This is a genomic window from Staphylococcus ratti, assembly GCF_020883535.1.
Classification (GTDB): domain Bacteria; phylum Bacillota; class Bacilli; order Staphylococcales; family Staphylococcaceae; genus Staphylococcus; species Staphylococcus ratti.
This window is the reverse complement of record NZ_CP086654.1, coordinates 555,218-569,535: the sequence shown is the minus strand read 5'-3', so window position 1 is coordinate 569,535 and position 14,318 is coordinate 555,218. Positions and strand designations below refer to the sequence as shown.

Annotated in this window: 13 protein-coding genes and 1 pseudogene; 5 read left to right on the top strand and 9 right to left on the bottom strand. The window is 35.8% G+C overall.

The annotated features are described in order from the left end of the window. The first annotated feature begins 83 nt into the window (after positions 1–83). Together LN051_RS02455 and LN051_RS02450 are read left to right on the top strand one after the other, a co-directional pair. Positions 84–965 carry an N-acetylneuraminate lyase gene (locus LN051_RS02455; RefSeq protein ID WP_229293042.1) on the top strand — a complete coding sequence of 294 codons (882 nt, stop codon included), beginning with the start codon at positions 84–86 and terminating at the stop codon, positions 963–965. Positions 966–1,032: 67 nt separating this feature from the next. After that, positions 1,033–2,547, top strand: coding sequence for a sodium:solute symporter family protein (locus LN051_RS02450; RefSeq protein WP_229293041.1), 1,515 nt, complete (start codon positions 1,033–1,035; stop codon positions 2,545–2,547). Positions 2,548–2,625: 78 nt separating this feature from the next. Here LN051_RS02450 and LN051_RS02445 read toward each other — a convergent pair. The 7 genes and pseudogenes from LN051_RS02445 to LN051_RS02415 form a co-directional block, all read right to left on the bottom strand. After that, positions 2,626–3,540: pseudogene (locus LN051_RS02445) on the bottom strand (ABC transporter substrate-binding protein). A 432-nt stretch (positions 3,541–3,972) separates the two neighbouring features. Beyond that, positions 3,973–4,359, bottom strand: coding sequence for a YbaN family protein (locus tag LN051_RS02440; RefSeq protein WP_229293040.1), 387 nt, complete (start codon positions 4,357–4,359; stop codon positions 3,973–3,975). A 96-nt stretch (positions 4,360–4,455) separates the two neighbouring features. Then, on the bottom strand, positions 4,456–5,616 hold the full coding sequence (locus LN051_RS02435; RefSeq protein WP_229293039.1) for an acyl-CoA dehydrogenase family protein: 1,161 nt from the start codon (positions 5,614–5,616) through the stop codon (positions 4,456–4,458). Between the two features lie 229 nt (positions 5,617–5,845). Next, the gene (locus LN051_RS02430) at positions 5,846–6,169 is read right to left on the bottom strand and encodes a transcriptional regulator, SarA/Rot family (protein ID WP_229293604.1); all 324 of its coding nucleotides are present in this window, start codon (positions 6,167–6,169) and stop codon (positions 5,846–5,848) included. A 294-nt stretch (positions 6,170–6,463) separates the two neighbouring features. Further along, positions 6,464–6,817, bottom strand: a complete 354-nt coding sequence (locus LN051_RS02425) for a DoxX family protein (protein ID WP_229293603.1) — start codon at positions 6,815–6,817, stop codon at positions 6,464–6,466. Positions 6,818–6,834: 17 nt separating this feature from the next. Then, positions 6,835–7,884 (bottom strand): LLM class flavin-dependent oxidoreductase, encoded by a 1,050-nt coding sequence (locus LN051_RS02420; RefSeq protein ID WP_229293038.1) that lies wholly within the window; start codon positions 7,882–7,884, stop codon positions 6,835–6,837. Between the two features lie 240 nt (positions 7,885–8,124). Beyond that, positions 8,125–8,448 (bottom strand): PH domain-containing protein, encoded by a 324-nt coding sequence (locus tag LN051_RS02415; RefSeq protein WP_229293037.1) that lies wholly within the window; start codon positions 8,446–8,448, stop codon positions 8,125–8,127. Positions 8,449–8,984: 536 nt separating this feature from the next. On the opposite strand from LN051_RS02415, the gene LN051_RS02410 reads away from it, so the two are divergent. Continuing rightward, positions 8,985–9,698 (top strand): CHAP domain-containing protein, encoded by a 714-nt coding sequence (locus tag LN051_RS02410; protein ID WP_229293036.1) that lies wholly within the window; start codon positions 8,985–8,987, stop codon positions 9,696–9,698. Between the two features lie 489 nt (positions 9,699–10,187). Here the strand turns inward: LN051_RS02410 and nhaC are convergent, their stop codons facing one another. Both nhaC and LN051_RS02400 read right to left on the bottom strand, forming a co-directional pair. Next, positions 10,188–11,612: a Na+/H+ antiporter NhaC gene (gene nhaC, locus LN051_RS02405; RefSeq protein WP_229293035.1), complete on the bottom strand. Its 1,425-nt coding sequence runs from the start codon at positions 11,610–11,612 to the stop codon at positions 10,188–10,190. 20 nt (positions 11,613–11,632) lie between these two features. Further along, positions 11,633–12,709 (bottom strand): NAD/NADP-dependent octopine/nopaline dehydrogenase family protein, encoded by a 1,077-nt coding sequence (locus LN051_RS02400; RefSeq protein WP_229293034.1) that lies wholly within the window; start codon positions 12,707–12,709, stop codon positions 11,633–11,635. 206 nt (positions 12,710–12,915) lie between these two features. Here LN051_RS02400 and LN051_RS02395 point away from each other — a divergent pair, with 206 nt between their 5' ends. Together LN051_RS02395 and LN051_RS02390 are read left to right on the top strand one after the other, a co-directional pair. Continuing rightward, a complete protein-coding gene (locus LN051_RS02395) occupies positions 12,916–13,293 on the top strand; it encodes a DUF4870 domain-containing protein (protein WP_229293033.1) in 378 nt (125 codons plus the stop codon). 424 nt (positions 13,294–13,717) lie between these two features. After that, positions 13,718–14,287 (top strand): CHAP domain-containing protein, encoded by a 570-nt coding sequence (locus LN051_RS02390; protein ID WP_229293032.1) that lies wholly within the window; start codon positions 13,718–13,720, stop codon positions 14,285–14,287. Positions 14,288–14,318: the final 31 nt, after the last annotated feature.

Here is a 14,318-nt window from a genome sequence, read left to right as displayed (position 1 = left end):
ATATTGACCATTCTTATGGCAGCGCTTACAATTAAAGTATAAATTGGTCAGACCAATATTTCAACATATTTAGGAGGTTCATTATGAAACATGAATTAAAAGGTTTATATGCCGCACTTTTAGTTCCTTTCGATAAAGATGGACAAATTATTGAAAGTGGCTTACGAGAAATTGTGCGAAACGCTATTGATGTGCAACAACTCGACGGGCTCTATGTAAACGGTAGTTCTGGAGAAAATTTTTTAATGAATACCGAACAGAAAAAAACCGTTTTTCGCATCGCAAAAGAAGAAGCACAAAATGAAATTAAGTTAATTGCTCAAGTTGGATCCCTTGATTTAAATGAAGCCATTGCTTTAGGACAATATGCTACTGAACTTGGGTACGATGCATTATCCGCAGTAACGCCATTTTACTATCCATTTACATTTGAAGAAATTCGTGATTACTATTTCAAAATTATTGAAGCAACACAAAACGATATGATTATTTACTCTATTCCTGGTTTAACTGGCGTTAATATCACAATAGATCAATTCAAAACATTGTTTGAAAATGAACACATTATCGGTGTGAAATACACGGCACCCGACTTTTTCTTGCTTGAGCGTTTACGTCACGCATTTCCGGATAAGCTTATTTTCTCTGGATTTGACGAAATGTTAGTACAAGCGGCCATTTCAGGTGTAGATGGGGCAATTGGTTCAACTTACAATATTAACGGTGTGCGTGCTCAAGCGATTTTTAAGGAAGCGCGTTTAGGTAATGTTGAGAAAGCCTATGCGTTACAAAAAGAGTCTAACGATATTATTGAAAGTGTCCTAAATATGGGATTATATCCGACACTCAAAGCTGCTTTAGGCGAAAAAGGAATCAATACTGGCTTACCTAAAGCACCATTCCATCCATTTGACGAGTCCTTACGCCCACAGTTAAAGTCACTCATTCAAAAGTACAACTTATAGTTTCTAACGTCACAGCGTCATAGATGATTTCAATTGTTTTTAAACGCAATAGAGAGGGGTTTTGATTATGAATACCATTGGTTTTGGATTGTGGAATTGGATTGCTTTAATCCTTTATTTATTATTGATGCTTGCGATTGGGGCATATTTTACGAAGCGCGCTGGTAAAGATACAGATAGTTTCTTTACAGCAAGCGGCCGTTTACCTGCTTGGGTAGTTGGATTTTCAATTTATGCTACTACATTAAGTGCCATTACATTTATGTCGACACCTGAAAAGTCTTTTCTGACGGATTGGTCGTATATTGCAGGAAATATTGCTATCGTAGCTATTATTCCTTTACTCATTTACTTTTATATTCCGTTTTTTAAAAAATTACATGTTACATCAGCATATGAATATTTAGAAGCGCGTTTCAATCCAACCGTTTGCGTCATCGGTTCTTTACTGTTCGTGTTGTTTCATCTCGGCCGTATTGCTATTGTTATTTATTTACCAACGCTTGCCATCACAGCAGTTTCAGATATTAATCCATATCTCGTAGCTTGCTTAGTAGGTATTTTATGTATTATTTACACATTTCTTGGTGGATTTGAAGGCGTTGTATGGAGCGATTTTATTCAAGGGGTTATTTTACTTGGAGGTGCGGTTGTTATCATTGTAATGGCTGTCGTCCAAGTCGATGGTGGTTTATCGACAGTCGCTCACGACGCCATTGCAAACAAAAAATTTATTAGTGCAGATAACTGGAAATTCAGCGCGGCAGCGGCAGCAATTCCAATCATCTTTTTAGGAAGTGTTTTTAATAACTTACAACAATACACAGCAAGCCAAGACGTTGTACAACGTTACCAAGCTTCCGAATCCATGAAAGAAACATCTCAATCGATCTGGACCAATGGGATTTTAGCCCTCATTTCGGCACCTATTTTCTTTGGTATGGGTACGGCGTTATATGCGTTTTATGAACATCAAACGTCATTACCTAAAGACTTTAATACATCATCTATTGTGCCATATTTCATTCTTACAGAAATGCCTCCATTTGTAGGGGGGCTATTAATCGCTGCTATTTTTGCGGCAGCACAATCGACGATTTCATCAAGTTTAAACTCTATTTCTGCATGTCTATCGATTGATATTAAACAACGCTTTTTTGGCAAACAAAGCGATAAAGCGGAAGTACGCTTCGCACGATTATCCACTATTGTTGTTGGATTGATCAGTTTATTAGCATCACTTTACTTAATCGCGTCTAATTCAAGCGATATGTGGGATTTATTCTTACTTATTACTGGTCTTTTCGGAGTACCACTTGCTGGTATTTTTGCAGTAGGTATTTTCACTAAACGTACGCATGGTGTAGGTGTTATTGTAGGTTTACTCATCGCTGTTGTAACGAGCTATTTCTTACAAGGCATCGGTGGCGCAGGTTCTCCGTTTTATATATCAATCATCGCATTTTTCGTTGCCTTTATCGCAGCGTACGTTGCAAGTTTAATTATTCCTGTTCGACGCAAAGACATTACAGGTTTAACGATTTATGAAAAACATAAAGTAAGTAACTATGTTAGAAAATAATCAAACATATTAAAAAGGATGGAACAACAACGTTTGCCACTCATCTAGCGCATGCGTCTCGTTCCATCCTTTTTTACCTTATTTCAAAAATTGTTCTTTTAAATCCTTGCGAATCACTTCTAATGAATACGGATCGTTATACCAATAAATATTGGCATCCACTTCAATAAGTTGATGATTTTTTACAGCTGGTAAATTCGACCACATCGCTGTTTTAGAAAATTCTGGTGATGCTGCATCTGGTGCTTTAGTCATAACAATGTAATCACCAGCAACTTTTCTAATCTCTTCCTTAGATATTTCTTTCCAGCCATCTTTTTTCGTTGCTTTTTCTAATTCTGAAGGCATTTTTAAACCAAAGGCTTGATATATCACTTCACCGCCATGACCCCAGTTTTTACCATACGTGTAAATCTTTTTATCAAAACCTTCAAAGATAGATACTGACGCGTCATCGCCTATTTTTTGCTTAATGACTTTTCCATCATTTGCCGTTTGTTTTTCCCACTTTGCTTTCCACTCAGCAACTTCTTTTTCTTTATTCATGATTTTTCCCAAGAGTTCTTGTTGCTCAAGATAATTATACTTTGAATAATCTATCGCTAAAGTTGGTGCAATTTTTTCAAGCTTTTTAGTATTTTTGTCTGTATTATATGTAATGATTAAATCAGGCTTTAAAGAAGCAACTTTTTCAACGTCCTCAGTTCCTATTTTTTCAACATCTTTAAGTTGCTTTTTCAATACGGGGCTTTGTTCCACTTGATTTGAAACACCGACGATATTTGCATCTAAAAACTTTAATCCTCCAGCATATGTCGGTGCTAAAACTACAATACGTTTTGGCTTTTTAGGTATTTGTACTTTTTGTTGTCACTCTGCTGTTTTTAGATTTAATGTTTTTTGATTAGATTGTGATGCGTCATTACTATTATTTTGACCACACGCAGCTAAAACAACTACAAAAATCACTAAAGGTAAAACCCATCTTTTCATGAAATCTGCCTCCAATCATAATAATCATCACTATTGTACAACACCATATCTACACAGAGCAATTTAAGGGAGCAGGACAGAAATCTATTGATTTCGTTGTCCTGCCCCCACAAGGATGTCTAGAATTGAAGGAAGCTTGCAAAGCGCATCTTCAATTCAGACAACTACTGTACTCTTTAACTTTATTGCTCTTTTTATCATGCAGGACAGAAATCTATTGATTTCGTTGTCCTGCCCCCACAAGGATGTCTAGAATTGAAGGAAGCTTGCAAAGCGCATCTTCAATTCAGACAGCTACTGTACTCTTTAACTTTATTGCTCTTTTTTATCATGCAGGACAGAAATCTATTGATTTCGTTGTCCTGCCCTGATAAGTGTATTTCATTTTTATTTTATCTCTATGACATAATCTGTTTATAATTTCTAAAAAGTTTATTGTTTTTTCCTTATATCATGACTTTTGGGTAATGTACGTACCCAAGTAAATAATACTACTGTTTGAAGTAGAAGCATTAGCATTAATCCAATTCTAATTAAAGGTATTTCTACCACCCATATTGAAAAGCCTACTACGATATAAAGACTGATTAAAAGTTGAATTTTCTTTCTCATTGTATAACCGCGGTACAATTTAAAATCTTCAACGTATGCTTGATAAATCTTTGTTTGTACGAGCCAATCGTGAAAACGCTTCGAACTTTTTGCAAAGCATATTACTGCAACGAGTAAAAATGGTGTGGTCGGTAATAATGGTAACACCGCCCCTGCAAACCCAAGCAATGTGAAGGTAATGCCGACAGCTATTAATAAATAGCGCATATGCGAGTCTCCCTCTATCATCTTTCGTCTCATTATATAAAGCATAGCCTCATCTTTCAATCATCTAGATTAAAAATACGCTCTTTCGTAGGTGAGTCACGATTTTGATTTTGTCATTTCGATGCCAACTTGGGCTATTTTGCTAAAAGCTAAATCCTCCATAGGTGGATTATGCAGTCCCGCTCTCATATCACGATAATACCTTTGTAAAGGACGTGACATTTCTAAACTTTTCGCGCCTACAATTCTCATAGCTAAATCAATCACGTCTATGCCTTCATTCATCACAACTACTTTGCTTGCATTTGTTTCGCTTTGAATGAATTGTGCTGTAGGGTTTTGTTGGTATGCACGCGCAGTACTCCATAACATATGTCTCGCTGTTAGTAACTTTGTCTCCATTTTTCCTAAGTTTTGTTGGACAACTGGCAAGTCTGCAATCACGCCATCAATACTGTTAGGCTGATATGTTTTGGCAAACATAAAAGCATAATCTCTTGCGGCTTGCGCAATACCTAAATAAGTACTTGGAATATGCAACAACCAACCATTTTGATATTGTGATGCTTGGCCTTTTACTTCTACGAGATGTTCAAGAGGTACACGCACATTTTCTAAAATTAAATCGTGACTTTCTGTCGCCCGCATCCCCATCATATCCCAATTGTTCGCAATTGTTACACCTTTGTCATTCTGTTTCACTAAGAAAAAACCAACTGTGTCTTGTTCTGGAATGTGTGCCGCGACAAGGATATGTGTTAAAGCCGGGCTCATAGAAGTAAATGTTTTTACACCATTAATGACATAATGTCCGTTTTCACGCTTCGCATACGTCATGGGCTTTCCGCCTCGTGTTGGACTCCCTGTCTCTGCTTCACTCACTGCCCTATTAATCAAGGCACCCTTTTTAACATCATCCGCCAGTTGATTCAATAACTTTGAATCCCAACTTTGTTTTTCGAAAAGCTCACCAATTAATCCCATATGCCATCCGATAGAAAGCGCCGTAGCCCCATCGATTGAACCGAGCACTGTTTGAAGGATGACCATATCTTCAATTGTAGCGCCACCTCCACCATACGCTTTTGGAAGTGTAAGCTGCGTATAGCCACTGTCTATTAACCATTGGATATTCTTATATGGAAATGTCGCTGTTTGATCATTTTGATGCGCGCACGATTCAAACATTTCTCTTTGCGATTCTAATTTTTTGACCCATTCTCTTTGAATATCAGACTGAATTAACACCGATTGCATTTCATTCACTCTCTTTCAACATCATTTCTTACCTTAACACTCAACATTATAATACATTTTAAATACGGTGCCTAATAATGAAGAGAGTAAGACGGAAATCGTTTAGATTTCGTCGTCTCACTCTCTTTGATTTGAATGCCACATGTTTACAAGAAAATGACGCATCCTTTATATGGAAGAAATCTTTTTTACGATTTCAATAATGCATCCTTCTTTCAAAAATGACTGATTAAAACTGAGCTTCAATTTCGTTAAAAAGCTGTTTGATCTTTTGATACTGTTCTTGTGAAACTTCAATAATAACCGTCCGTTCATCATGTTCATTGCGCTTTTTAGATAAATAGCCATTTTCTTTAAGTTTTTGGAGGGCTTTAGTAATATAATACGGTTTAAAATTGGATACTGTGATGATGTCTTTAACATTATACGCTGGCAATTCGTTTTCATGCAGATGCACAAGAATATACAATTCTTCGTATGTAAGTGCATGTTCTTTCTTAATGTTGCTAAATACTTCTTTTGTTGTACGTGTAATCTCAATGAATTCTTTCATATTTTTGATTGGATATTTCTTCAATTTAATCACCTCAGCAGTTGTCTATCCAAGATGTATACGTAAATTTTCTATTTCTCTAAAAACTATATTGACTTGGAAATTTAATTTATTAACAGTTGTATTTTAAACCGTGCGCGCAGTTTTTTCAATTACTTTTTGAAGTTAAATTCAAAATATTCTCAAATCTCCAAATTTTTAGGTTCCATGTAAAATAACCACCCAAAAAAAGACGTTTTTATGTCTTCTTTTAGGTGGCTATGTTATGTTTACGTAGCGTTATACATCAACACTTTATTTACGACTTACTAAAGTGTCAGCTAAGCTTAAACCAGCTAAAGACACGACATCAATGGCATGTTGTGCACCTTCTTTACCATGTCCTGCTTTAAAATGTTTTTGAATTGCGACACCTAAAACAACAATCGTTATAATAGAGCCTAGTTGCGATAAACGTTTACTAAAAATACTTAACCCGAAAAGTACTGCCGCAGCTGTTTCAGCCGCCCCCACTACACGTACGAGTTCTGGTGATAGATTAAAAGATTCAAATGCTTCTCTTAATCCTTTATCATTTTTCAATTTTGGTTTAGCTGCCTCTAATAATTCTTTTGCTACTTTTAAATTTGCTGCATATCTTAATAACATCATACAACCTCTCCTTATTATTTGTTTTCAAAATATTCATCTACAATGGGTTTTACTTTTTCACCAAATAAACGAATCGCTTTAAGCGTGCGTTCATGTGGCATAGAACCAATTGGTAAATGTAACATAAATCGCGTTAGTCCCAATGCTTCAATCGTCTCTATTATTTTTTGCGCAACTGTTTCTGGACTACCTACATACATTGCCCCATTCGAACCAATTTCTCTTTGAAAGTGTTCATACGTAAATGGTGGCCATCCGCGTTCTTTGGCGATGATATTGTAATGTGCTTCAGTCGACGGCATATATTCTATTTGTGCTTTTTCATCTGTATCTGCAATATACCCCCAAGAGTGTGACGCAATGCGTAAATCTTTAGATTGATATCCATGAGACTCGGCCATTGCTTTATACATCGCAACATTTCTCGCAAAACGTTTAGGGTTGCCACCTATAATCGCATACGTAATCGGTAGACCCAGTGATCCTGCTTTAAGGGAAGACTCAGGTGTACCGCCTGTAGCAAGCCAAATTGGCATTGTTTTATCCGCTCTTGGATAAACTCCTAAACCATGAATACTTGATCTTAGATGACCTTCCCAATGTACAATTTCATTTTGATTAATTTCCATTAATAGCTGTAATTTTTCGTCAAATAATTGTTCATAATCTTTCAAATCATAGCCAAATAACGGAAAAGATTCGATAAATGAACCTCGTCCTGCCATAATTTCAGCACGTCCATTAGAAATAGCGTCTACTGTTGAAAATTGTTGATATACACGTACTGGATCGTCTGACGATAAAACTGTTACCGCAGAAGATAATTTAATATTTTTCGTTGTTGAAGCTGCCGCTGCTAGCACGGTAGCTGGGCTAGAAACTGCATAATCATGACGATGATGTTCTCCCAATCCATATACATCTAATCCGACCTCATCGGCAACTTGAATCTCTTCAACAATGTTCCGAATACGCTCAGCATTTGAAATTGCAGGAAATGAACCCTCTTCGGTATAAATTTCGTGATTATCTGCAAATGAACTTAACCCTAATTCTATTTTCATGAATTGTCACCTCTCTTAAGTATATTTTTTATACCTAAATTATAGTGCCGTTTTAACGGTGTGTCAATCAATTTATTTCGAATTAGAAATATCTACTTGATAAACCGTCTTTTTTCCCTTTTTTGTACGCTCTAAAAATTTTCCCTTAAACATGAAAATAGGCCGAGTCACAATCAATTACGACGCTCAAAAAACAGTAGCTGTAATTTAAGCGCACGATTGTGTCCCAACCTCTTCAAATTACTTCATATATTGTTTAACATAGTCGATAAATGCCTCAACATTTTGACTCTTAATCTCTTTCATTGCGATTTTCCCCACTTCAAAATCGAACCAAAGTACGCCGTCTTCGTAAGCAACACTTGAAATATCTTCATAAGGAATATTTCGATAATAAAATTGCCCGTTCATATCTACGTTCATAATCAGACGTTCATTCGTTGCGATATATGCGCCTTCATATTCACTTTGTCCTTGTACCTCATATTCAATAATACCTAATACAGCTGGTCCCTCTTTTTCAGTTGGAAATAAATCTTCTGGATTCACACGATCAAGAATCATTACAATCCGCTCCTTCAAAAATAGTCTTATCTTGATTATATCAAGGTCTGTTGGAAAATACTTAATCTGTGTTTTTATCAAAATTAAAGATCAAGACAGCATTGTATTCATAGATTTCATCGTTTTTTTGATAATTATCTGCGTCCTAAAGCCATTCTGAGCATGAAAATAGTAGGTATGGCGTCTTTTAATACACATCTTTAAATTTTAGCTCAATTTGAAACAATCTATTTTCGAATGACAAGCATATTACAAAACAGTAACAATTGTTTTCACACAAATCCAAATTTTATTTACTGAACACTATAAAGTCTATGAATAAACACTTTTACATATCATTTTATTCCAAAATAATTCATGGGAATTTTCTTAAAAATTACAAAATGTTAACGACACCCACAAACAACACTTTTTTTGTTAGAGTATTATTCGTTGTTAAGATAATGTAAATTATTACAAACACTATCGTCGTTCAGTCGCTTATGCACACAGTCTTTTAATCTAAACGTATTAACTTTTTAGGAGGACTTTTTCAAATGAAAAAATTAATCGCTACAACTACAATCGCTACTGCAGGTGTAGCTGCAATCACTTTAGCTCATGGACATGAAGCACACGCTTCAGAATACAACGGTGGTTATAACCCAAATGATCCAACATCATATAGCTATAGCTATACAATTGACCAAAATAACCAATACCATTTTACATGGCAAGGTAATTGGTCACCATCTCAATTTAATGGTGGTCAAGCTTCATATAATGGTTACACAACTCAAAACAACGTTGCTTATACAACATCTACTTCAGCTCCGGCACAACGCTACACAACATTAGCAACTACATCAGCGCCTAAATTAACAACGGCTTCAAACGACGCATATACAACATCAACTTCAGCAACACGTACTGTTTCAAAAGGAACATCTGGTTCTAACTTGTACACTGCAGGACAATGTACATATTATGTATTTGATCGTGTAGGCGGTACAATTGGTTCAACTTGGGGCAATGCAAACAATTGGGCAAGCGCAGCTGCTTCAGCAGGATATACTGTTAACAATACACCAAAAGCAGGCGCGATTTTACAAACTGCTTCAGGTCCTTTTGGTCATGTAGCATATGTAGAATCTGTAAATAGCAATGGTTCAATCACTGTTTCTGAAATGAATTATGGTCATGGCCCGGGTGTTGTTACATCACGTACGATTTCAGCAAGTGCAGCTGCAAGCTATAATTACATTCACTAATTCCGATCACTATTAAATATTTCAAATATCTTTTAGTTAAGGGGGCGGGACAGAAATCATATAGATTTCTGTCCCACTTCTATAATGAGAAGGTAACTGCTAATAAGCACAGTAGCTGACTGGATTGAAACTTCGCTTACTAGCTCATTTCAACCCTAGTCAGCCTTGTGGGGGTGGGACAACGAAATCAAATAGATTTCTGTCCCACTCCCTTATTTTTGTGTCATAACAGAACCATAAAAATAAGGGTTCCACTTTGTAAAGTACAATCGCTACAAAATACTAAACAAAGATGAAACCCTAACAATAGAAGGACTTTTTATAACTAGTAAATATTGATTAATAAATTGGTAAATTCCAGATTCTAATAGTATCCTCGCTACAAAGCACTATTGAGTAATATATGGATTTACCTCATTTACATTATTAGTATTACCGAAAATTGACATTTTAAACCTATAAATTGTACATATTATCAAAATAGTTTGTTCACAGCTTACCGTATCGGTGTGACACCTTCATTTTCTGCTTGGTTTTTTTAATACTGATACCTGTGAAACCATAAAATAATGCGATAATAATACATAAATAACAAGGAATTGCCCAAATGAAAAATTCACTTACTTCTACGCCTAATTGTTGTGTATAGTAAACTCCTGATGTCCCCCATGGAATTAATGGCAACACCATTGTCCCTGAATCTTCAAGTGTACGCGATAAATTTACGCGATCGTAACCCATTTTATTGTACATATCCATTAGCAATACACCCACCATAATAATCGCAATAGAAGCTACGCCTGCCGCAAGTACCATTGTTAACGTTCCAATAACTGTTACTAATATCAATGAACCTCTATGGTTAATCTTACTAGATATTGATTCTAATAATACGTCTAAACAGCCTGCCTTCTCAACAATTCCCGCAAATGCATAACCACAAAAAATCGTGACGATAATTTGAGTCATGCTCATAATGCCCCCTTGTTCAATAAGGGTTAATGCATTTTTAGAAAGCGCATCCGTTTTAGTGAGTAACATATCTGGTGTAAAAACTTTAAATGTTGCTTTAAATCCATCTTGAATTTTAAAACCGTGGTTAACTGCCCCTACTATAATCGCAGAAGCACTTGAAATTAACATCGCTGGGACAGTAGCCATTTTCAAAGCCAAACATATAATAATCACAAGTGCAGGAATCCAAATGAAAATGTTAATATGATACATCAAATCTATATCATTTAACAAATTTTGGATATTTTTAGTGTTCGCTTGATGCGCTAATCCCATTGAAGCAATATGCCAAATCACAATACCAATTAATGATGCTGGAATCGTTGTCCAAATCATATGTTTAATATGATTAAAAATGTTCACTCTCGTCACAAGGGCAGCCAAATTGGTTGTATCAGATAATGGTGACATTTTGTCACCAAACACAGCGCCTGAAATAATTGCACCTGCTGCCATACCGGCTGGAATGTCCATTTGTATCGCAATCGCAATTAACGCGATACCCGCCGTAGATGCAGAACCCCATGCTGTACCAGTGGCCACTGAACATACCGCTGAAATTAAAAAGGCAGAGACTAAGAAAAATTGTGGGCTTAAAAATTTCAAGCCATAATAAATCAAGCCCGGAACGGTGCCTGAATACATCCAAGTTCCTACAATAATCCCAACTGAAAGTATAATAAAAAGCGCTGGCATTGCTGTAGCTAAGCGTTCTGTAATCCCCTCTTCAAGATCTTTCCATCGTAAGCCCACTCGCCATGCAATAAAAGCGGCATATGCTGAAGCAATAATCAGTAAAGGTTGTACAGGTATTTTAAAAAAGAGAAACCCTACACAAACGACGACCATCATCACAACAATCGTTGATACAGAATCTAACAAAGTAGGTTGACGTTTCATTAATCATCTCCCCTTCACGATTAATAGGATGTTAAACCGACGTTTTCGCGGCCTAAATCTTCAATTGTTAAACCTTCTTTATAAAAATCACGTTCCAAAATCGTAGAAGCAATGACAATAATCGCATCTATATTAGGCGTTGGAACTCCGATTTCACGACCTAAACTAGACCATAAAACAAGACCATAGGCGATATCCTCTGTTAAATAACGATTATTTACTTGATGTGGACCTCGAATTTGAGAAAACACAGGACTATCATTAAATAAACTTTTAAGTGACTTATCTTCATCTTCACGTTCTAAGTAACCGCGTTCGATACGTCCTTCTTTAGCTGTTTCAAGTTCGAAGCCGAGCTTACGCCCTAATGTGAGTCGTTCTAATTCAACGGCATGTAATAATCTTACAGTATGTCTTGTAATACCCTCTTTATATAAAGCAAAATCACCACTGTAATCAATACGTCCGACATTTAATAACGTTGGTCCTGGGTGTACTTCTGGGTTACCATTTTCTAAATTTGTTCGCCATAAACTTTCTTCTTTAACGATATATGGATATAACGTTTCTATTTTTTTAAAGGTTTCAGTTAAATCTGCCTCATTAAAAGTGGAGAAATAAACTTTGCGTACATTTAACGATAAATTGACAATGGCATTATCAAAGTCAACACGCGTACCGTAAGTTAACGTATTCGCTTCTGCAAAAATCGGACGCACTTCATTTTTCAGTTCTTTGAGTACTTTAATAAATCGAGCCGAGCCCATTGCTGCTGCCATATTAAAGAAGATAATTTGATTCTCATGAATATACGAAGCCATCAATTCTGCATAATATTCGATAAATGAAGAAGGAATAATGAGCATAATCACTTCTGCCCCCTCTAAAACGTACGACATATCATCACTTATATCTGTAAATGGTATAAATGATTCTTGTCCCTCATCATTAAATTGAAAGCCTCCCTTTGCTTTCGCTTGATCAAACTTATGAATACTTTGATTTCTACAATACAAGCGCACGTCATGCCCTTTATCCATCATTTGGACAGCAGCTGTCACCGCGCCATTACCTGACCCTACAATCGCAATTTTCATAATGCTCTCCCCATTTCCTCAATTTTCTATAAATATGTCTCATAAGCATGTTAACAAACGTATGACTAAAATGAAATAGATAATCTTATATATTGTCAAACCCGCTTTGAAGGGCCTTTTCATACATCTCTTAAAATGAAATTTATCACAATATATGTTAATATGGATACATCACTAAAATTCCACAAATGGAGGTGAACTAGGGAATGACTCACTATGATGAAATAAAGAATGGTACGGTTTCTTCCCCTGGTGGTGTATATCCGACTGAAGAAGAACGTTTAATGGCCGTACTTATTTATGTAACATCATTCTTCACTACAATTTTAGGGCCATTGCTCATTTGGCTTATAAAATACGAGAACTCAAAATTTGTGGATGTTACGGGTAAAAACTACTTTAATTTTATAATCTCTTATACACTTTGGACCATTTTAGCTAGTATACTAATCATTGTTTTAATTGGACTTTTTGCTTTACCTATTATCCTTTTATTATCATTTATTTTTCACATTGTTGCGATTGTTAAAGCTTATAATGGCGAAGATTATTTGCCACCACTTTCAATTCGTTTCTTCAAATAATATGTACTAAAATTGTTACAAAAAACATTACAAAAAATATTTTAACAACATAAAAAACTCAAATTTTATCATGAGGTCAATGATGCGTTAGCGCTATCATTGACCTCTTCTATATGCGTAATTTTCCTTAATTTCAGTATATCTTCACAATGTTGAATGCTTATATCTTAAAAAATCCCCCACCTCTTTTAGTTCCATTTTTAACAAAAGTGTCTTATGTTACATCATTACAAAACGGAATAAGGCTTTTTAAATTTGATTACAAAACTGTAACATTTCACACAAAGCTTATTTTTTTTGATAAAGTGTGTTTTGTCGTTAAACAAGCGATTCAAAGTTATCGTTTTGAGTCAGATACTCAGTAAAACTTTTAGCAAATAAAGCATCAATACTAAAAATATTTAATCATTGGAGGACTTTTATTATGTTAAAGAAAATCGCTACAATAACAACATTAACAGCAGGAGTAGGTGCAGCAGCAATTGGTTTAAATCACCAAGAAGCGGATGCAGCTGAAGGTAGCTATCAATATACATGGAATTACAATTATAATACGAATGGTGGAACAACACAGTACGATTACACATCAAATAATGCCGCTTCATATACAAATGGTTCAAACACTACAACAACTTCAACATCAACACATTCTAAAGGTGTGACTTCTGCTGGTAATTTATACACAGCAGGTCAATGTACTTGGTATGTTTATGACAAAGTTGGCGGTTCGATCGGCTCAACTTGGGGTAACGCAAACAGTTGGGCAAGCGCAGCCGCTGCGGCTGGATTTACGGTAGACCATACTCCTGAAAAAGGTGCAATCATGCAATCTTCTGAAGGACCAATGGGACACGTGGCATATGTTGAATCTGTTAATGAAGACGGTTCAATTACTGTTTCTGAAATGAATTATGATGGTGGACCATTCAATATAAGTGAGCGTACAATTTCGGCTAGCGAAGTTGGTTCATACAGCTTTATTCACATAAATTAATATATTACAATCACTTAATAAGGAGGTTGGG